The sequence below is a fragment of the Methylocystis sp. S23 genome, from assembly GCF_054106005.1.
The window spans coordinates 3482596-3501550 of sequence record NZ_CM134185.1; the positions used below are offsets into that span (position 1 = coordinate 3482596).

Below are 18955 nucleotides of genomic sequence, written 5' to 3' on the forward strand. Positions count from 1 at the left end.
CGGCCCACGCCTTGCCGGCGGCGCCGCGATCAATATGCGGCCGCGGCTCGTTCCCGTATGACGGATAGCGGCTCGTCGATCAGCAATTCGCCGTCGCGATAGACCGGCCGCAACGCATTCTCGCCGCCTTCGAGCGGTTCGAAGCGCGCCGCATCGACCGCGACCGTTCTGTAGCCGCCGTCATATACGAGCCCCAGAAGCCCGCGCTTCGAGCGCTTGCCGTGATCGGTGACGGGGTCCTTGTAGACGTCGCGCCACGCGCCGCCAATCTCGGCCGCGCTGGCCTTGTAGGCGAATTTCTGCGTGTCGCGGTCGAGCCGCTGCAACAGCGCGCCGCCCATGCCGAAGGCGACATTCTCGGCGCTGAAGCCGTCGCGAACCACGCGCGCGAGCATCGCCTTGATGCTCTCCGGATTGACCCCGTCGCCTTGAATGACGCGGACATTGCGCAGCACCTTGTAGCCTTTCGAGTTCACGTCGAATCCGAAGCGCGCCGCGAGCAGCTCCAAGGTCTTCGCGACAATCGTTTCAGGATCGCCGCTGTCCGGCCGCACCACCAGCCTGGCGCCGCTCGCGACGACCTTCTCGCGCAACGCCTCGCCCCAGAGACGATCGACCGCCGCGAAGATATCGTAGCTGTCCGAGACGCAGGCGAAGATTTTGCCGCTCTTGCCGAACTGCGCGAGCATATTGGCGTAGGCGTCGAGCTCTCCCTCCCGGCCCCAGGCGGTGATCGTGCTGTGCTCGGCGGCTGGTATCGAGAAGCCGGCCAGCGGCTCGTGATAAAAATCGCGCGCCGCGAGCAGCGCCGCGAGCGTATCGGTTCCCTTGAAGCTGACGAGATGCGCCAGCCCGCCCAGCGCCCCGCTTTCGTAGCTCGACACGCCGCGCGCGCCGAAATCATGCAGCTTGAAAGGAAGCTCGGCTTCCGGATTGTCGGCGGTCTTCTCCAGCGCCGCCTTGATCGATTGGCGCACTTGCCAACTGATCGTCGCCACGGTGATCGGATACCAGACGCGCAGCAGAGCGGTTTCGACATAGGACGAAAGCCAGAAGAATTCCGGGTCCGTATTGACGACGCTCATCATGGCGTTGTGGACGGGAATGACGCTTCCTTCCGGCGCCGCGCGGATTTCCAGCGGGAAAAACCCGCCATGCTTGTCGATCAGCCGCAACCAGCCGGCCTGGTTGAAAGGAACGCCATGCGGCGCGAGCAGGTCGCGCGCCTCCTCGATATGCGAGCGGGCGACGGGCGTGAGAAACTCCCGCTTCAGGATCGCCTGCAGGCCGAAGAAAATCGTGCGGTCCCAGGCGCCGCCGCGGCTTTCCACATAGGAGAAGACGCGCGTCGTTCCCGGCGGATACTGAAGAAAATGGCCGGTCTTGTAGCTGTCCGTGTTGAGGATCGGATTGATGGGAAACATGGCGAAACTCCTTCGCGCGAAAGCCCGCTTCGGGGTCTCTCCCCTCGGGGCGGAAGATCATTGGTTCATTGCATTGGCGTTGGCGGGAGGATGAGCGCGCCGGGCGCCGCCGTCATTGCGAGCCGGAGGCGAAGCAATCCATAGCCGTAGCGGTCGCCCCTGGATCGCTTCGCTTCGCTCGCATGACGGAAGACGTCACCACGCGGCTCCCAGAAAATGTTCGAGAATGAAGAAATGGTCCTCGAACAGACTCGCGCGCATGCCGTGAATTTCGGAAACGGGAATCCACCGCGCCCGCGCGGCGTCGTCCGCGCCGCGCACGCTCGGCAATTCGCCGGACGGAAACTCGAAGTAGAAAGCATGCGTGATCGTGCGGCCGCGCAGCGAGCGGTCGGGATGATCGAACACGGCTTCGCCGCGCAGGCTGCCGCGCAGCACGGGCGCGGGTATTTTCAGCCGGGTCTCCTCGCGCAGTTCCCGCAGCGCCGCGTCGCGCAGGGTCTCATCTTGGCCGACGAAGCCGCCGGGCAAGGCCCATAGGCCGCGCCCCGGCTGCGCCTTGCGCTTGACGAGCAGCACATGGCCCGAATGCGCGACGACGGCGTCGACCGTGACGAAGACCGGCGCGTAGGGCGCATTCGCCCAGGCGGCGCGATAGTCTTCGACATGGCGGAATTCGTCGAGCGTCTGCCGATAGGCTTCCGTCTTGCGAAAGGCGTCGATGATGTCGAAGACAGGCGCCGGCACATTCGCTTCGATGAGACGCAGCGCGCCCGGCTCATTTGAGAAAAGCTGACGGCGCAGTTCCGTCGCGGAGAGAAGCGGCACGCTCGTCGCGTCGACAAGCGCCCATTGCGGGAAAGCCTTCAGATAGTCGCTCGACGCGTCCCTGCTGAAGCCGAACAGCGCAATGGACTTCGCGCCGCCCGCGACGCTCGCGACCTGCGCCTGCGCTTCCGCGAGCCAGGCGTTGTCGTTGTAGAGATGATCACGCAAGGGCAGCGCCGTCACGCGTCCGGCCTCTTCGCCGAGCGCCGCTCGGATCATCACCACGCGCTCGGCGTAGGTCCAGGGATTCTTGGCCGTGCGCGGCGCCTCCGCCGAGCCGACGAGCACGACGACGCGCTCCGAGAGCGCGAGCGCGCGCCGCAGAATGGCGAGATGTCCGAGATGGAAGGGTTCGAAACGGCCGATGAAGACCGCGAGGTCGTAACGCGTCATGAGGCTCCCTCATGCTATGGAAGCGTCCGGTCCGCCCGGACGGCTCGGCGATCCGCCGATAGCGCCGCTCGAGTTTTCCACAAGGAGAAAGGATCAGCCTTGTTAATTCGACAGGCCGCCATTCGTTAAATTCTTCGACAAATCGTAATAAAATCGGCGAGATCTTTAAGGCAGATTCAGCGTAAATCGATCATTGCAATTTAGCGGATGTTCACCGAAAGGCGGCAATCCTAGGTAAACGCCGGATTCAGCCTGTTATTTAAACTCAAGTTCATCCGGCTCGATCTAATTTGAGCCTATCAAGCGATCAACGCGCCCCTGTATGGATGATGGAGAAGAAGATGAGCGCCGTTACGAAGACCGCCCCCCAGCAGGCCCGCGTGGAACGCATCAGCGAGATTCGCCCGGTCTATCTCGAGGCTTTAACTCTCGTCGAGCGTCTGCACCGCCGCCTTCTCGACGTCATCAAGGACGAATTCGACCGCCGCGACCGCGGCGACGTCAACTCGGTCCAGGCTCTGCTGCTCTACAATATCGGCGACAAGGAGCTGACCGCGAGCGAGCTGCGCACGCGCGGCTACTATCTCGGCTCGAACGTTTCCTACAACGTCAAGAAGCTTGTGGAGATGGGGTATCTGCATCACGCCCGCTCGCGCCTCGACCGCCGCTCCGTCCGCATCAGCCTGACGCCCAAGGGCAAGGAAGTTCACGACATCGTCGCGCAGCTCTATGACAAGCACGCCACGACGATCGAGCATATTGGCGGCGTCTCCTGCGACGAGTTCCGCAATCTCAACCAGTCCCTGACCCGCCTGGAGCGTTTCTGGACCGATCAGATCCGCTACCGTCTCTGATCCGTCCCGCCTTCTTTCCGTCGTAGACTTCGCCGGCCGCCGCCTCCGAGCGTGGCCGGCGCTTTTGATTTAAATCAGACAATTCTGTTAAGCTCCCGAAGCGGCGAATTTGAGCAGAGCGGATCGGGGGCTTTATGTGCTGGAATTTGCCGGTTTCCGTCGGCGTGGCCGCAATCGGCGGCGGGGCGTCCATCATGGCGCGCCGGCGGGGATCGCCGACGGCGATCTGGGTCGCCCTCGCCTTTTTCTCTTCGATGGAAGCGCTGCAGGCGGCGGGCTATCTCGTCATCAACGCCTGCGGGACCCCGGCCAATCGGGCGATAACCTTCCTGTCCTTCCTGCACATCGCCGTCCAGCCCGCCTTCATCAACGCCATATCGCTGGAGCTGATACCGGCCGGAATACGCCGGCGCGTGCGGTTCTGGGTCTATCTCGTCTGCGGCGTGAGCACGGCTTTGACGCTGGCGCAACTTCTGCCCCTGGAATGGGCCGGCTCCTGCCGCATCCCGGAGGCGCTGTGCGCGAGGGCGCTCTGCACGCGCTCGGGCGATTGGCACATCGCCTGGGACATTCCCCTCAATGGGCTCGGGACAGGGATCGAGGACCTCATCGGCGCCAATTGGGGACTGCCCTTCTACATGCTGGCGGTCTTCGTCATGCCGGTTATCTACGGATCCTGGCGTTTCACGCTCTTCCACCTGCTGCTCGGCCCCGTCTTCGCCAGCACGCTGACGAGCCAGAACAACGAGATTCCGGCGATCTGGTGCCTGTTCTCCGTCGGCATCGTGATCCTGGCCTTCTTCCCGCCAATGATGGACTGGTTCCGCGTGAGGACCTGGCCGCTCTGGCCGAAGCGCTGGACCGCCGAATTGCCGCCATCCGCCCAGGGGAATCCGGTGAACAGCCATCTCGGGCGTTAGCCGCATACCTCCCCTTTACGGGGAGGGATTCGGCCCTTGGCCGACGCGCCCTGGCCTAACCTGCCCGGAGCGCCTATTTCTTGAAAAGCTAACCACGCTCGGGGGAGCAATGCGCTGGTCCTTCACGATCGGCACGTTCAAGGGAACGGCCGTTCGGATTCATCTCACTTTGCTGCTGTTCCTGGCCTGGATCGGCATGGCCGCCTTCCAGCGCGGCGGCGCCGAGGCGGCGAGCCAGAGCGTGCTGTTCATCTCCGCCGTTTTCGTCTGCGTGGTGCTGCACGAGTTCGGGCACATTCTCACCGCCCGGCAATTCGGCATCGTCTCGCCCGAGGTGACGCTGCTTCCGATCGGCGGCGTGGCGGATATGGAGTCCATGCCGCAAAAGCCCTATCAGGAATTGCTCATCGCCGTCGCCGGGCCGGCGGTGAACATCGCCATCGCGGCGGCGCTCGTCGCGGCCGCCGGCGCCTTCAATCTGGCCGACGCGGCCCATATCAGCGATCCCTCGATCAGCATTTTCGAGCGGCTGGCCGCGACGAACGTCTTTCTGGCCGTCTTCAACCTGATCCCCGCCTTCCCCATGGATGGCGGCAGGGTTCTGCGCGCCGGGCTCGCCATGTGGCTCGGCCAGGCCAAGGCGACGCGCATCGCCGCGATGATCGGCCAGGGATTCGCGTTTTTCCTGGGGTTTGCAGGCCTCTTCGGCCACCCGATGCTGCTCTTCATCGCCATCTTTGTCTATATGGCGGCGGCCGGCGAGGCGCAGATGACGACCATGGCCGAGGCGGCGCGCGGCCTGCCCGCCGCCGACGCCATGGAGCACCGCATCGCGACGCTCAATCGCGGCTCGACCGTCGGGGAGGCCGTCGATGTTCTGCTCGCGACCTCGCAGGATGATTTTCCGATTGTGGACCTGTCGGGGCGGCCCGCCGGCCTTCTGTCCCGCGCCGAGATCGTCGAGGCGCTGCGCGTCTCCGACCCCGGCGCGCCGGTCGCCCCCTTCGCCAAGAAGGAGGTCGCGACCATCCGCGCGCATGAGACGATCGACGCCGCTCTGCCGATTCTCAACGCCGGCGATCCCGTGGGGGTGGTGGACGCCGAGGGACGGCTCGTCGGACTGCTGACGCGGCAATCGCTCGCCGAGATCATGATGATCCGCGACGCGCGGCCGGACTGGCGGTTTCCGAAACGGGAGATCGCCTCCTGATCGCCCCGACGATCCGCCCTCATCCGACCCTCGCGTCAGCGAGGGTCGGATGAGGGCGCGCCCGGAGGAAAGGTTGCCTAACTCGCCCCCTCGGCCTATTGGAAATTCAGCTCACGCCGCGCCCGGAACCATCATGCCAAACGTCACGCTGATCGACAATTACGACAGCTTCACCTTCAATCTGGTCCATTATTTCGGCCAGCTTGGGGCGAATGTCACGGTGCATCGCAACGACGCGGTTTCCGTCGCGGACGCGCTCGCCGGCGGGCCGGACGCCATCGTCCTCTCGCCCGGCCCCTGCACGCCGCACGAGGCGGGCATCTGCATGGAGCTGATCGAGGCGGCTTCGGCGACGGTCCCCATCTTCGGCGTGTGCCTGGGGCATCAGTCGATCGGCGAGGTCTTTGGCGGCGAGGTGATCCGCGCGCCGCTGCCGATCCACGGCAAGATGGCGACGATCCTGCACAGTGGCGACGCCGTGTTCCGCGGCATTGAGGGTCCGTTCCAGGCGACGCGCTATCACTCGCTCGTCGTGAAGCGCGAGACCCTGCCCGCCTGCCTGCGCGTTACCGCCGAGACGCCGGACGGGCTGATCATGGCGCTCTCGCATAACGAGCTGCCGACCCATGGCGTGCAGTTCCACCCTGAGAGCGTCACCTCGCAGCACGGCCATAAGATCCTGCAGAATTTCCTGGACCTCGCGGCGGAGTGGAACGAAGGGCCGAGGCGGAAGGCGGCGTGACCGCGGGCGGCCTCAGCTCTCCCGCGACGACCGCCCAAGCCCGACCGCCGAGCGCCCGATGACCGACTTCAAACCCTATATCGCCACCCTAGCCGAGGGCCATCCGCTGGCCCGCGACGAGGCGCGCGCGGCCTTCGCCTTGATTCTCGACGGCGCCGCGACGCCGGCGCAGCTCGGCGCCTTCCTGATGGGCCTGCGCATGCGCGGCGAGACGATCGAGGAGATCATCGGCGCGGCGCAAGCCATGCGCGCCGCCATGACCCCGGTCGAGGCGCCCGCCGGCGCCATCGACATTGTCGGGACGGGCGGCGACGGCGCCGGCACCTATAATATCTCGACGCTCGCCGCGATCATCGCCGCCGCCTGCGGCGCGATCGTGGCCAAGCATGGCGGCAAGGCGTCCTCCTCCCGGTCCGGCGCCTCTGACGTCCTGGGCGAGCTCTGCGTGAAGGTCGGCATTTCCGCCGCCGCGGCCGCCGCCTGCCTGAAGAGCGCCGGCATCTGCTTCATGGCCGGGCCGACGCATCACCCCGCGCTCCGCCACGCCGCGCCGGCGCGCGCGGAGCTGGGCGTGCGCACGATCTTCAACCTGCTCGGGCCGATCTGCAATCCCGCCCGCGTCGAGCGCCAGACCATTGGCGTCTATTCCCGCGACTGGCTGGAGCCGCTCGCAAAAGCGCTGCGGGAGCTCGGGTCGAAGCGCGTCTGGCTGCTGCACGGAAGCGACGGGCTGGACGAGGCGACGACCACGGGCGTCACCCATGTGACGGCGCTGGAGGACGGAGTCATCCGGACCTTCGACATCGCGCCCGAGGATGCGGGCCTCCCCCGCGCCACGGCGCAACAGCTCGTCGGGGGCGACCCGGCCCATAACGCCAAGGCTCTGCGCGCCGTTCTCGCCGGCGAGAAGAACGCCTATCGCGACATCGCAGTGCTGAACGCCGCCATCGCTTTGGTGGTGGCGGAGCGCGCGGCGGATATTCGCGAGGGGGCGGCGCTCGCGGCGCGGGCGCTGGACTCGGGCGCGGCGGCGGAAAAGCTCGAAGCGCTGGTGAGGCGCTCGAATGCGGAGGGGTGAGAACGCCCTCATCCGACCCCTGCTTACGCAGGGGCCACCTTCTCCCGTGAACGGGAGAAGGAGTCGCGGTCGCTTAGATTTGTAACTCTCAAATTTCGGGCCGTTTCCTTCTCCCGCCTGCGGGAGAAGGTGGCCCTCGCGTCAGCGAGGGTCGGATGAGGGCCCCCGCAGCGACGGCGCGACCTCTTGCGGGATAGGCTTGCGGCTCGTGATCCGCTATTCATCTAGCTGAATCACCGGGGCCGCGCGGCGCGGCGCCTTCAGGCGAACGACATGACTGACATTCTCGACCGAATCGAAGCCTATAAGCGCACCGAAATCTCGGAGGCCAAAGTGCGCATGCCGCTCGCGACGCTGCAGCGCAATGTGCGCGACCATGATCCGCCGCGCGGCTTCGTTCATGCGATCGAAGCAAAGCTCAACCAACGCCGCATCGCGCTGATCGCCGAGATAAAGAAAGCCTCGCCTTCCAAGGGAATCATCCGCGAGGATTTCGACCCGCCGAGGCTCGCGAGGGCCTATGAGAAGGCCGGCGCCGCCTGCCTCTCCGTGCTGACCGACGGCCCCTCCTTCAAAGGCAGGCTCGAAGATCTGGAGGCCGCGCGCAAGGCGACGCATCTCCCGGCGATCCGCAAGGATTTCCTCTTCGATCCCTATCAGGTTTACGAGGCGCGCGCCTACGGCGCGGATTGCATCCTGATCATCATGGCCGCCGTCTCCGACGAGGAGGCGAAGGCGCTCAACACCGCCGCGCACGACCTTTCCATGGATGTGCTCGTCGAGGTCCATGACGAGCGCGAGCTGGATCGCGCGCTCGCTCTTGAGACGCGGCTTATTGGCATCAACAACCGCAATCTGCATGACTTCTCGGTGTCTCTCGAAACGAGCGAGCGCCTGGCCGAGAAGGCGCCGCACGACAAGATCATTGTCGCCGAAAGCGGCATCGTGACTCATGACGACTGCCTGCGGCTGGAAAAGTCGCGCATTTTCGCCTTCCTTGTCGGCGAAAGCCTGATGCGCCAGCACGACGTGGAGGCGGCGACAAGGAAGCTGCTGAACGGCTGACCGGCGACGGCGCGCCCCTTGTCTTGCGCGGCGCGAGGGCGCAAAAGCGCCGGCATGACGAAACTTTCACATCTTTCCGCCGCCGGCAACGCCCATATGGTGGACGTCTCCGCCAAGGCGGACACCAAACGGCTCGCGCGGGCGCGCGGGCGCGTGGTGATGGCGCCGGAGACCTTGGCGCTCGCTTTGGCGGGGCAAGCGAAGAAGGGCGACGTCTTCGGCGTCGCGCGCATCGCCGGGATCATGGCCGCGAAGAAGACAAGCGACCTCATTCCGCTCTGCCATCCCCTGCTTTTATCGAGCGTGACCGTGGACATTACGCCCGACGATTCGCTCCCCGGCCTTCGGGTCGAGGCCGAGGCGGGCGTCGCCGGCAAGACGGGCGTGGAGATGGAGGCGCTGACCGCCGTCTCCGTCACCTGCCTGACGATCTACGACATGCTGAAAGCCGCCGACCGCGCCATGCGCATCGAAGGCGTCGAGCTCGTCTCGAAGGAAGGCGGCAAAAGCGGCGACTGGCGGCGGGATTAACCTCTCCCCGCATAGGGCGTCGAAAGACGCCCGTCTTTCGACGGGCTTTGCGGGGAGAGGTCGAGCGAAGCGAGGGTGAGCGGCCAGGGGCCAGGCGACAGTTCTGGATGACAGGTCGATCCGGCCGATACGCGCTCGGCATCGCCCTGCCCCTCACCCTGCCCTCTCCCCGCACGCGGGGAGAGGGTTGGCGACTCCCGACCGTGATACGAGTGTTAGATCATGTCCGATAACAAGCTCCTCTCTGTCGACGACGCCCTTGCCCGCGTGCTTGCCGGCGCCGCGCGGCTCGGCGAGGAAGAGGCGGCGCTCGCCGCCGCCCGAGGGCGCACCCTGTCGCGCGATCTCGTCGCGAAGCGCACCCAGCCGCCGGTCGACGTCTCCGCCATGGACGGCTACGCCGTCCGCGCCGCCGATCTTTCCGCCGGTCCGGCGAGGCTCGTCGGCGAGAGCGCCGCGGGCCATGGCTACGGCTCGACGCTCAAACCCGGCGAAGCGGTGCGGATTTTCACGGGCGCGCCCGTGCCGGCGGGAGCCGACGCCATTCTGCTGCAGGAGGACGCCGACGCCGCGGACGGCGCCGTCCGCGTCAAGCCCGGCGCGGCGCCCGGCAATCACATCCGCAAGGCCGGCCTCGACTTCCGCGAGGGCGCGGCCGCGCTCCTGGCCGGCGCGCGGCTCGGCTTCGCCGAGCTGGCGCTCGCCGCGGCGATGAACCATGCGACGCTGCCCGTGGCGCGCCGGCCGCGCGTGGCGCTGCTCGCATCGGGCGACGAGCTCGTATCGCCCGGCGCGGAGCCCGGCCCGTCCCAGATCATCGCCTGCAACAGCTTCGCGGTCGGCGCCATCGCCGAGGAAGCGGGCGCCGAGGTGACCGATCTCGGCCTGTTCCGCGACGATCTAGGCGAGCTCGAACGCGGCATCGGCCTCGCCCGGGAAGCGAAGGCCGACATTCTCGTCACATTGGGCGGCGCCTCGGTCGGCGACCGCGACCTGTTGCGCCCGGCGCTCGCGCGGCAGGGCATGACGCTCGATTTCTGGAAGATCGCCATGCGGCCCGGCAAGCCGCTCATCTCCGGCCGCCTCGGCGACGCGCATATTCTCGGCCTGCCCGGCAATCCCGTGGCGTCGATCGTCTGCGCGCTCGTCTTCCTCGCGCCGCTGATCCGCGCCTTGCAGGGCGACCCCAAGGCGGGCGCCGACCCGACCGAAACCGCCATCGCCGGCGCGGATCTCCCCGCCAATAAGGGCCGGCGCGACTATATGCGCGCGACGCTCGTAAAGGACGCGGAAGGACGCCTGGTCGCGACGCCGCTGCCGATGCAGGATTCCTCGCTGCTGACGGAGCTCGCGCGGTCGCAGGCGCTATTGATCCGGGAACCCGGCGACGCGCCGCTGCCGGCGGGCGCGCCCTGCCGCATCTGGCGGCTGTAAGGAACGCTAAATCCCTCGCCTTTTTGGGAAGGGCGGCCCTGCGAAGCAGGGCCGGGCGGGGTAGAACCCCCGCATTATGGTAGCGGCGCGAACCCCACCCGCCGGTCTTCGACCGGCGACCTCCCCGCGAAGGGGAGGTATGGCGCCAGCCATCCAAGATTGGCGTTCAACCGGTCGCTCTGAAGGACCGAGCCGCCGCCCGTGACTTTGGCGCTGCAACATGGCAAAGAGACGTCCGTCCGCCGCTCAAGAATCGCGCAACGGGAGCCCCGCCCAATGTCCGTCATCGATTCCGTCCGGAAAGTCCTCGTCCCCATTCATCCCGAAGGCTATGTCTTCATCGCGGGCTTCGCCGTCGCGGCCTTCGTGCTGGACTGGATTTCTCCGACGCTCGGCTGGATCGGATTCATCGCCACCGCCTGGTGCGTCTATTTCTTCCGCGATCCGCCGCGCGTCACGCCGCTGCGCGACGGGCTCGTCGTGTCGCCGGCCGACGGCGTCGTCTGCTCCATCGGCTTCTTCCTGCCCCCGCAGGAGCTCGGAATGGGCGCGGAGCCGCTGCAGCGCATCTCCGTCTTCATGAGCGTCTTCGACTGCCATGTGAACCGCATGCCGGTCACGGGCCGCATCGCGAAGATCGCCTACAAGCCTGGCCTCTTCGTCAACGCCGATCTCGACAAGGCGAGCGAGGACAATGAGCGCAACGGCCTCGTCGTCGAGACGCCGCGCGGGCGCTTCGGCGTCGTGCAGATCGCGGGCCTCGTGGCGCGCCGCATCGTCTGCTTCGCGAAAGAGGGCGAGAGCCTTGGCGTCGGCGAGCGTTTCGGCCTCATCCGCTTCGGCTCGCGCGTCGACGTCTACATGCCGTCATCCGCCCGCGCCATGGTGGCGGTCGGCACGCGCGCCGTGGCGGGCGAGACCGTGCTCGCCGATCTGACGGCGGACGCGCCCACCCTTACCTTCAAGACCGGCTGAGGCAGGCAGGCATGAGCGACGATCAAGGTTTCCAGCTTTCGCCGCCCGAAATGCGGCGCCTGCGCTTCCGCAACATCCCGCTCCGCGTCGTGCTGCCGAACCTCGTCACGCTGCTGGCGCTCTGCATGGGTCTGACGGCGATCCGCTACGCGATCGAAGAGGACTTCGTGAAGGCCGTCACCGCCATCATGGCGGCGGCCGTGCTCGACGGGCTGGACGGGCGCCTCGCCCGCGCGATCAAGGGCACGTCGCGCTTCGGCGCCGAACTCGATTCGCTCGCCGATTTCATTGACTTCGGCGTCGCGCCGGGGCTCTTGCTTTATCTGTGGAGCCTCCACGAGATCAAGGGCCTTGGCTGGTTCGCCGTCCTGGCCTTCGCCATCGCCGCCGCGCTGCGTCTCGCGCGCTTCAACGTCATGATCGACGATCCGGGCAAGCCCGCCTGGCACGCGGAATTCTTCGTCGGCATGCCGGCGCCCGCCGGCGCGGTGACGGTGCTGCTGCCGCTCTATTTGCATTTCTCGGCGCTGGAGCTGCCGGCCTCCAAGGCCTTCGTGCCCTTCTACATCATCTACGTGCTGGCGATCGCCTTCCTGATGGCGAGCACGATTCCGCATTTCTCCGGCAAGCGCATCGGCCGCATTCCGCGCGACCTCGTCATTCCCGTGCTGTTCGGCGTCGGCGTGACGGCGCTGCTTCTGGCGATCTATCCGATGGAGCTGCTCGCGGTGGTGAGCGTCGCGTTCCTCGCCATGATTCCCTTCAGCGTGAAGCGGTATAATGCTTTGGCGAAGGCGGAATCTCAGACGTAATTTCTGAATGGCGTCGAGGGGCGCGGACAGTTACAGCGCAAGGAAAGTGTGCGCTTTGCCGTCGCGCGTGATGATCGTGATCATGCGCACGTAATAACATTCCCGGGCGCCCGGCGGCATGAACTTGGCGCCCTTTTTCAGCGCGGAACGATAGAGGCCGGTTCGCGGAGAGACGCACTCTCCGCCATTGATCGCGATGCCGAGAATCCCGACATTATCCTGCAGCGCTTCGCATTGAACGAGGCCATTCTCCCTAACGCAGTCGAACGTCTTCTCTTCCGCAAGAACAAACGCTGGCGGAAGAAGCAGGAACGCGGCGAAAATTCTTTTCACTTCCGCCTCCGGCGCAGCTCGTCGAATCTTCCCCCCACTGGACCTAGCGAGGCGCGCCGGACTTGCTAGAGCGCGCAGCCGAAAAGCGTCGTCCCATCATTGCGAGCGGAGCGGCGCGCTGAAGCGGCGCAAATCGAAAAAACTCGCACGGACTCGCTCGAAGAATTTCATGACAGAAATATAACAGCAGATGCGCACTCGGGGGCAATGCGGCGTCTCCGGAGGACTCGAATGCCCAAATCAGCTTTTGTTCCCTTACTCATCGGAACGCTCATCATCGCAGGCCCGGCTCTCGGCCGTGCGCCCTGTCGCCCGCATGTCGCTTCTCATTGGTGGGGTTACTGGGCTTCGGCCGCGCCGCGATGCGATTTCATCGGCCCTCATTACGGGTACGGGCCGCTACCGCGGACGAGACTTCACGATCCTTGCGGAAACATCGTTCTGGAAGGCGCGGCGGGACCGGGCGAACCATAGCGAAGCTCATTGTTTAGGCGGAATCGCGGCGCGCTCCAGTCAACGTCCGGCCACCGGCGGCAGCGGCGAGGTCTCCACCTTCTGCGCCATAGCCGGAGGCGGCGGCGGGGTTTGGGGGACGTTCGTCGTCCCCGCGGTCTCGTCCGCGCGGAAATCCGGAATCGCCATCTTGTCGGCGTCCTGGGCGCGCGGCGCGGCGATATGGGCGCCGATCTTCTTCACCACGTCGGGAGCCTCGGCGAAGGCGCCGTGGCCGATGAAGTCGGTGGAGAAGGACGAAATGTCGTGCACGGCGACGCCGAGCCGGTCGAGCTCCGCCTTATCCGCCGGCTTTGCCGGGTCCATGGCGCCCAATCGCGGCCGGTCGCCGGCGATACGCGACGAGAGCGACAAAGCGCGGTCGTTATTGGCGACGAAGATCGAGACGCGATGCGGATCGACGCGCGCGACCTGCTGGCGGAAAACGTTGAGGTCGATGTCCGGATTGGCGAGCATCACCTCGCCGAGCTTGCCGTCGAGATCGGGATGGCCCGAAAGCGCGACGCCGCGCAGCGTCTCCATGGTGAGCCAGGAGCCCATGGAATGGGCGAGAATATGCACGCGCCCGACGCCCGGCGTCCGGGCGAGCGCCAGCATCTCCTTCTCCAGCGCGTCGCGTGAGACGGTCGCGGCTTCCTTGTCGGATTCATAGTTGAAGAGTCCGCCGCGCGAGTTCCAGGAGAAGAGCGTCGGAACGCCCGAAAAGCCGCCATCGGCGACAATCTGCGCGAGGCGGAAGCGCGCCTCGTCATGGCTGGTGTTGAAGCCGTGAACATAGAGCAGAATGTCGCGCGAGCTGCCGATCCGCCCCGACACATGGGCGGCGAGCTCGCCGTAGAACTCCTCCTCGTCCATGTTGCGCTTGGAGAGGATCGTGAAGTGGCGACGCCTGTCCGCGCCGCCGAAGCTCGGCCGCTCCACCGCGCCCGGCCGATGGTTCTGCGGCACGCCGATGGCGGTCAGCGAGAAATGCGGGCGCCCGTCATCCGCGGCCCCCTCCCCTCGCCGCGTCGAGGCGACGAAGAGCGGCACGCGGCTGGGCTCGCCCTGCGGCCCCGCGACGAAGGACGCGGCGTTGGTCATATGGCCGTCGACCGCGCGCATGCCGTCGGAGACGCAGCCCGAAAGCAACGTCGCGGCGAGAAGAGCGATTCGTTTCAGCGAAGCGTTGGGCAATTGGCTGGTCCAGCGCGGCCGGGATTTTTTTCCCGCCCGCCATGCGAAGGCGCCCCGGCCGGCCCCTGTTCTTACCCGAGAAAGCGACGAAAGCGGGGCGAGCCTTTGGCGCCGCACACTGAAAAGTTGAGGCCTCCGGTTAACAGCAGGCAAATTTGCCGCACTTGCGCGGCCGCGCCGAGGGTGCATAGTGCGCGGCCAAAAGAACAGGATAAGGGACAAGCATTCGGGCGAACGCCGGACGTGAGCCAATCCCTCCCCTTTACGGAGAGGGTGGCCCCGCGAAAGCGGGGTCGGGTGGGGTAAGACCGCCCGCCGCCGTCGCCGAGCGAACCCCACCCGGCGGTCTGCGACCGCCGACCTCCCCGTTAAAGGGGAGGTATGGGCGCCGACATCGCCGGGTCGCCATTTGCCCGAATGCCTCGACAAGGGAGAGCGGCGTTTTTCGAGTAAACGCCGTAGACGCGATGCGGATCAGGATTTTGGGCTCGGGCGCCGGCGGCGGCTTCCCGCAATGGAACTGCAATTGCGCCAATTGCCGCGCGGTGCGCGCCGGCGCGCCGGGCTTTTCGCCGCGCACGCAATCGTCTCTCGCCGTCTCGGCCGACGGCGCCAATTGGGTTCTGCTGAACGCCTCGCCCGATTTGCGCGAGCAGATCGCCGCCGCGCCGGAGCTTGCGCCTGCGGAGAGCGATCCCGTCCGCGCAAGCCCGATTAAGGCCGTGGCGCTCACCAATGGCGATGTGGACCATGTCGCGGGCCTGCTGAATCTGCGCGAGGCGCAGCCTTTCGCCGTCTATGCGGCGGGCCGCGTGCTGCAGGCGCTCGGCGCCAATCCGATCTTCACGATTTTACAGACGCAGCTCGTGCCGCGCATAGAATTGCGTATGGACGAGACGATTCCGCTCAAAGGGGCCGGCGTCGATCTCGGACTCGCGATCCGCGCCTTTCCGGCGCCGGGCAAGATCGCGCTTTATCTCGAGGACAAGAACGCGCCCAATTTCGGCACCAGCGCGGGCGACACGCTGGGCCTTGAGGTCGTCGAGACGAAGACGGGCAAGTCCTTCTTCTACATTCCCGGCTGCGCCAAGGTTGAGGAAGCGCTCGCGAACCGGCTGCGCGACGCCGCGCTCGTCTTCTTCGACGGCACGCTGTTCCGTGAGAATGAGATGATCGAGCAAGGCCTGCTCGGCAAGACCGGCTCGCGCATGGGTCACATCAATATGAGCGGCGAAGACGGCTCCCTCGCCGCCTTCGCGCCGCTGAACGTCGCGCGAAAAATCTACGTGCACATCAACAATTCGAATCCGGTCCTCGACGCCGACTCGAAGGAACATGCGGCCGTGCGCGCGGCCGGCTGGGAGGTCGGCGCGGACGGCATGGAGGTGACGCTATGAACCAGATCGTGACCGATTGGCGCGACGCCGCGCCGCTTTCAAGGGCCGATTTCGAGGCCGCGATCCGCAATGTCGGCGCCGAGCGCTATCACGACAAGCACGAATTCCATAAGCTGCTGCATGGCGGCAAGCTGGACAAGAACCAGGTCGCCGCCTGGGCGCTGAACCGCTATTGCTATCAGGAGGCCGTGCCGCGCAAGGATGCGGCCTTTATGAGCCGCGTGCATGACCGCGAGCTGCGCCGCGAATGGATTCACCGCATTCACGACCATGACGGCCTGGGCGAGGAAGGCGGCGGCATCGAGCGCTGGCTCGTGCTGACCGACGCGCTCGGCTTCCCGCGCGAATATGTGACGTCCCGCCACGGCGCCCTGCCCGCGACGAAATTCGCGGTCGAGGCCTATGTGCGCTTCGTGGTCGAGCAGCCGCTCGTCGTCGCCGTCGCGTCCTCGCTCACCGAGCTCTTCGCGCCCTCCATCCATCGCGAGCGCATCGCCGGGATGCTGGAGAATTACGACTTCGTCGACGACCATGTGATGGCCTATTTCAAGCGCCGCCTCTCGCAGGCGCCGCGCGACTCCGAATTCGCGCTCGCCTATGTGCTCGACAACGCCCGCACGCGCGAGGAGCAGGAAGCCTGCGTCGCGGCCGTGCGCTTCAAATGCGATGTCTTGTGGGCGCAGCTCGACGCCTTACATCACGCCTACGTCACGCCGGGACTGATCCCGCCGGGCGCGTGGCGGCCGGGGGATTAACTCGGCGGCCGTACGCCGTCATTGAGGGCGATCCGGTGAATAACAATCTTGGACGTTAGCCGCCCAATACCTCCCCTTTACGGGGAGGTCGGCGGTCGAAGACCGCCGGGTGGGGTTCACGCCGCCATTACATTGATGGAGCTTTACCCCACCCGGCCCTGCTTCGCAGGGCCACCCTCCCCGTAAAGGGGAGGGATTGGCTCATGCCCAGCGTTCGCCCGATTGCGCTGCCCCTGGAGTGCTGGGGTATGTGCGACTTCGAAAAATGCTCGCAATGACGGGAGCCATCATGAACGCTGACGGAGTGGGCGAGGCGACCCTGACAATGCCGGGTAAGAAATGACCGCGACGCGCTACATCATCGGCCCGGACTCTCGCCCCGCCTTCACGCGCTATTCGCGCCTGCATGAGGACCGGGCGCGTCAGCGCATCGTCATTCTCGCGCCCGAGCGCGCCTATGAGCTCGACCCGATCGGCCTCATCGTGCTCAAAGCCATAGACGGTCAAACGCGCATCGCCGATCTCTGCGCGACGCTTGCGCGCCAATACGCTGCGCCGCTCGACGTCATCACGCGCGACGTGACGAATCTGCTGCAAGGCCTTGCCGACAAGCGCCTGCTGCGCGACGGCGCCGATCCCGTCGCGCCGCCGAAGTTCTCGGCTTTCGCTTCCTCCATCGCGCCTTTCGCGGGCGGGCCGGCGGGGCTGCTCGCGGAGCTGACGCATCGCTGCCCGCTGCAATGCCCCTATTGCTCCAATCCGCTGGAGCTGGAGCGCGCCAATGTCGAGATGAGCGCGGCGCAATGGGGCGAGGCGTTCCGGCAGGCGGCCGCGATCGGCGCGCTGCAACTGCATCTTTCCGGCGGCGAGCCCACCGCGCGCCGCGATCTCGAAGAGATCCTGACCTACGCCGTCGAGGCGGGCCTCTACACCAACCTCGTCACTTCCGCCGTTCTGCTGACGCGCGCGCGGCTTGAGCGCCTGGCCGAGATCGGCCTCGATCACGTTCAGGTCTCGATCCAGGACGTCGCGCCCGAAAGCGCCGACCGCATTTCAGCCTATGAAGGCGGCGTGCCGAAGAAGCGCGACGTCGCGCGCTGGACGCGCGAGCTCGGCATGGGCCTTACCATCAACGCGCCGATGCATCGCCAGAACATCGCGCATCTGCCGCAGATCATCGACTTCGCGGTCGAGGTCGACGCGCAGCGCATTGAGATCGCGCATATCCAATATTACGCCTGGGCGCAGGAAAACCGCGCCGCGCTGATTCCGACGCGCGAGACCTTCATGGAGACGGTCGGCGTCGTCGACGAGGCGAAAAAGCGCCTGCAAGGCGTGCTCAATTTCGACTTCGTCATTCACGACCATTACGCGACGCGGCCGAAGCAATGCACGGGCGGCTGGGGCCGCTCGATCATGGTCGTGACGCCCTCCGGCAAGGCCCTGCCCTGCCACGCCGCGCAGACAATCCCGAGCCTTGTCTTCGACGACGTGCGCGAGCGCGAGCTCGGCGATATCTGGCGGAACGGCGCCGCCTTCAACGCCTATCGCGGCGCGGATTGGATGAAGGAGCCGTGCCGCTCCTGCGACCGGCGCGAGATCGACTATGGCGGCTGCCGCTGCCAGGCCCTCGCAATCGCCGGCGACGCGGCGGCGACGGACCCCGCCTGCCACCTGTCGCCCGACCATGCGCGCTTCGCGGCCTATGCCGAGAAAGAGTCGCACGCGCCGCCGCCCGATTATGTCTACCGCCGTTTCGGCGGCGCGCCGCAAAGCGCGCCGGCCGAAGAATCGGTTTGAGGATAAGCCTCGCTGCGGCCGGCGGCGCGACGAAGTAACCCGGAGTCGGCTACCGGATTGCTTCGCTGCGCTCGCAATGACGAGGGCGCGGCGCGGGATACGGCGTCAGTTCAACTGCGCCGAGCGCGGCTTGTCGCGCGGATCGAGATAGTCGATTTTCCACGGCCCTGTCCCGCTCACCTGCACGACCGTGTCCTCATTCACCGCAATCCAGTGGCTCATGCCGGCCGGAGCGGCCAGGAAGTCGCCCGCATGGATGAAGGTCTCCGCCCGCGGATCGACGCGAGCGCCCTCCCCATAGCGCAGCACGCCCGAGATCACCGTCACGGTTTCGAGATCGGGGTGCTTATGCGCCGCCACCTGATAGCCGGCCGGCGCCCGCAGCCGCACCACGAAAGGCCCCGACGCCAGCGGATCGCCAAAGAGAACGGCGATTTCCGCGCCTCTCGGCAGATCGGCCGGCGCCGGTTTCCATTCCAACCCGTCGGCCCGGCGCAGGCCGCTCGCATCGGCCAGCGCGCCGCCGACTCCAAAGGCGCAAAGGGCGCCGAAAGTGAGAGCAATGGACCGCATAGGCTCCGCCTCCTCCGTCGGCCCTCGATTGCAGATAGGGCGGCGCAAAGCCTTTTGCCCGATACCCCTTGGATTTTTCCAACGCGGTAACCAAAGAGCAACCTACGGCGGGCATATTTAACGCGTCTCGCGGAGTTAAGAG

General features: G+C 66.3%; 18 protein-coding genes. 13 read left to right on the top strand and 5 right to left on the bottom strand.

Annotated elements, in window-relative coordinates:
* Positions 1 to 29: 29 nt before the first annotated feature.
* Positions 30 to 1424: a nicotinate phosphoribosyltransferase gene (locus tag ACV7JP_RS17080; RefSeq protein WP_457796849.1), complete on the bottom strand. Its 1395-nt coding sequence runs from the start codon at positions 1422 to 1424 to the stop codon at positions 30 to 32.
* Between the two features lie 195 nt (positions 1425 to 1619).
* Entirely contained in the window at positions 1620 to 2645 is a 1026-nt protein-coding gene (locus ACV7JP_RS17085; protein WP_457796850.1) for a bifunctional nicotinamide-nucleotide adenylyltransferase/Nudix hydroxylase, read from the bottom strand.
* Positions 2646 to 2986: 341 nt separating this feature from the next.
* Between ACV7JP_RS17085 and ldtR the strand changes: the two genes are divergently transcribed.
* The 10 genes from ldtR to ACV7JP_RS17135 all read left to right on the top strand — a co-directional run bounded on the left by ldtR (position 2987) and on the right by ACV7JP_RS17135 (position 12266).
* A complete protein-coding gene (gene ldtR, locus ACV7JP_RS17090; RefSeq protein WP_442753500.1) occupies positions 2987 to 3499 on the top strand; it encodes a transcriptional regulator LdtR in 513 nt (170 codons plus the stop codon).
* A 134-nt stretch (positions 3500 to 3633) separates the two neighbouring features.
* Positions 3634 to 4419, top strand: a complete 786-nt coding sequence (locus ACV7JP_RS17095; protein ID WP_457796851.1) for a DUF5765 domain-containing protein — start codon at positions 3634 to 3636, stop codon at positions 4417 to 4419.
* A 109-nt stretch (positions 4420 to 4528) separates the two neighbouring features.
* Positions 4529 to 5629, top strand: a complete 1101-nt coding sequence (locus ACV7JP_RS17100) for a site-2 protease family protein (RefSeq protein WP_457796852.1) — start codon at positions 4529 to 4531, stop codon at positions 5627 to 5629.
* 133 nt (positions 5630 to 5762) lie between these two features.
* Entirely contained in the window at positions 5763 to 6371 is a 609-nt protein-coding gene (locus tag ACV7JP_RS17105) for an anthranilate synthase component II (RefSeq protein WP_457796853.1), read from the top strand.
* Positions 6372 to 6429: 58 nt separating this feature from the next.
* A complete protein-coding gene (trpD, locus tag ACV7JP_RS17110; RefSeq protein WP_457796854.1) occupies positions 6430 to 7449 on the top strand; it encodes an anthranilate phosphoribosyltransferase in 1020 nt (339 codons plus the stop codon).
* A 273-nt stretch (positions 7450 to 7722) separates the two neighbouring features.
* Positions 7723 to 8514 (top strand): indole-3-glycerol phosphate synthase TrpC, encoded by a 792-nt coding sequence (gene trpC, locus ACV7JP_RS17115; RefSeq protein WP_457796855.1) that lies wholly within the window; start codon positions 7723 to 7725, stop codon positions 8512 to 8514.
* Between the two features lie 54 nt (positions 8515 to 8568).
* Positions 8569 to 9045: a cyclic pyranopterin monophosphate synthase MoaC gene (moaC, locus tag ACV7JP_RS17120; protein ID WP_457796856.1), complete on the top strand. Its 477-nt coding sequence runs from the start codon at positions 8569 to 8571 to the stop codon at positions 9043 to 9045.
* Positions 9046 to 9267: 222 nt separating this feature from the next.
* The gene (locus tag ACV7JP_RS17125) at positions 9268 to 10479 is read left to right on the top strand and encodes a molybdopterin molybdotransferase MoeA (protein WP_457796857.1); all 1212 of its coding nucleotides are present in this window, start codon (positions 9268 to 9270) and stop codon (positions 10477 to 10479) included.
* Between the two features lie 276 nt (positions 10480 to 10755).
* Positions 10756 to 11454, top strand: coding sequence for a phosphatidylserine decarboxylase (locus ACV7JP_RS17130; protein WP_457796858.1), 699 nt, complete (start codon positions 10756 to 10758; stop codon positions 11452 to 11454).
* Between the two features lie 11 nt (positions 11455 to 11465).
* Positions 11466 to 12266 (top strand): CDP-alcohol phosphatidyltransferase family protein, encoded by an 801-nt coding sequence (locus ACV7JP_RS17135; protein WP_457796859.1) that lies wholly within the window; start codon positions 11466 to 11468, stop codon positions 12264 to 12266.
* Between the two features lie 30 nt (positions 12267 to 12296).
* On the opposite strand, the gene ACV7JP_RS17140 is transcribed toward ACV7JP_RS17135, so the two are convergent.
* A complete protein-coding gene (locus ACV7JP_RS17140; RefSeq protein ID WP_457796860.1) occupies positions 12297 to 12599 on the bottom strand; it encodes a hypothetical protein in 303 nt (100 codons plus the stop codon).
* Between the two features lie 513 nt (positions 12600 to 13112).
* Positions 13113 to 14288 carry an alpha/beta hydrolase gene (locus tag ACV7JP_RS17145; RefSeq protein WP_457796861.1) on the bottom strand — a complete coding sequence of 392 codons (1176 nt, stop codon included), beginning with the start codon at positions 14286 to 14288 and terminating at the stop codon, positions 13113 to 13115.
* 467 nt (positions 14289 to 14755) lie between these two features.
* Between ACV7JP_RS17145 and pqqB the strand changes: the two genes are divergently transcribed.
* The 3 genes from pqqB to pqqE all read left to right on the top strand — a co-directional run bounded on the left by pqqB (position 14756) and on the right by pqqE (position 18240).
* Positions 14756 to 15685, top strand: coding sequence for a pyrroloquinoline quinone biosynthesis protein PqqB (gene pqqB, locus ACV7JP_RS17150; RefSeq protein ID WP_457796862.1), 930 nt, complete (start codon positions 14756 to 14758; stop codon positions 15683 to 15685).
* Positions 15682 to 16440 carry a pyrroloquinoline-quinone synthase PqqC gene (pqqC, locus tag ACV7JP_RS17155; RefSeq protein WP_457796863.1) on the top strand — a complete coding sequence of 253 codons (759 nt, stop codon included), beginning with the start codon at positions 15682 to 15684 and terminating at the stop codon, positions 16438 to 16440. Before pqqB ends, pqqC begins: the two co-directional genes overlap by 4 nt.
* 339 nt (positions 16441 to 16779) lie before the next feature.
* The gene (gene pqqE / locus ACV7JP_RS17160; RefSeq protein WP_457796864.1) at positions 16780 to 18240 is read left to right on the top strand and encodes a pyrroloquinoline quinone biosynthesis protein PqqE; all 1461 of its coding nucleotides are present in this window, start codon (positions 16780 to 16782) and stop codon (positions 18238 to 18240) included.
* Between the two features lie 105 nt (positions 18241 to 18345).
* Here pqqE and ACV7JP_RS17165 read toward each other — a convergent pair whose 3' ends face one another.
* A complete protein-coding gene (locus ACV7JP_RS17165) occupies positions 18346 to 18813 on the bottom strand; it encodes a cupin domain-containing protein (RefSeq protein ID WP_457796865.1) in 468 nt (155 codons plus the stop codon).
* Between the last annotated feature and the right edge of the window lie 142 nt (positions 18814 to 18955).

Bases quoted from the DNA above. Each gene is read 5' to 3' on its own strand.
- ACV7JP_RS17080 (WP_457796849.1), bottom strand. From the start codon at position 1,424: ATGTTTCCCATCAATCCGATCCTCAACACGGACAGCTACAAGACCGGC.
- ACV7JP_RS17125 (WP_457796857.1), top strand. From the start codon at position 9,268: ATGTCCGATAACAAGCTCCTCTCTGTCGACGACGCCCTTGCCCGCGTG.
- ldtR (WP_442753500.1), top strand. From the start codon at position 2,987: ATGAGCGCCGTTACGAAGACCGCCCCCCAGCAGGCCCGCGTGGAACGC.
- moaC (WP_457796856.1), top strand. From the start codon at position 8,569: ATGACGAAACTTTCACATCTTTCCGCCGCCGGCAACGCCCATATGGTG.
- ACV7JP_RS17130 (WP_457796858.1), top strand. From the start codon at position 10,756: ATGTCCGTCATCGATTCCGTCCGGAAAGTCCTCGTCCCCATTCATCCC.
- ACV7JP_RS17095 (WP_457796851.1), top strand. From the start codon at position 3,634: ATGTGCTGGAATTTGCCGGTTTCCGTCGGCGTGGCCGCAATCGGCGGC.
- pqqC (WP_457796863.1), top strand. From the start codon at position 15,682: ATGAACCAGATCGTGACCGATTGGCGCGACGCCGCGCCGCTTTCAAGG.
- trpD (WP_457796854.1), top strand. From the start codon at position 6,430: ATGACCGACTTCAAACCCTATATCGCCACCCTAGCCGAGGGCCATCCG.
- pqqE (WP_457796864.1), top strand. From the start codon at position 16,780: ATGACCGCGACGCGCTACATCATCGGCCCGGACTCTCGCCCCGCCTTC.
- ACV7JP_RS17165 (WP_457796865.1), bottom strand. From the start codon at position 18,813: ATGCGGTCCATTGCTCTCACTTTCGGCGCCCTTTGCGCCTTTGGAGTC.
- ACV7JP_RS17100 (WP_457796852.1), top strand. From the start codon at position 4,529: ATGCGCTGGTCCTTCACGATCGGCACGTTCAAGGGAACGGCCGTTCGG.
- trpC (WP_457796855.1), top strand. From the start codon at position 7,723: ATGACTGACATTCTCGACCGAATCGAAGCCTATAAGCGCACCGAAATC.
- ACV7JP_RS17135 (WP_457796859.1), top strand. From the start codon at position 11,466: ATGAGCGACGATCAAGGTTTCCAGCTTTCGCCGCCCGAAATGCGGCGC.
- ACV7JP_RS17105 (WP_457796853.1), top strand. From the start codon at position 5,763: ATGCCAAACGTCACGCTGATCGACAATTACGACAGCTTCACCTTCAAT.
- ACV7JP_RS17085 (WP_457796850.1), bottom strand. From the start codon at position 2,645: ATGACGCGTTACGACCTCGCGGTCTTCATCGGCCGTTTCGAACCCTTC.
- pqqB (WP_457796862.1), top strand. From the start codon at position 14,756: ATGCGGATCAGGATTTTGGGCTCGGGCGCCGGCGGCGGCTTCCCGCAA.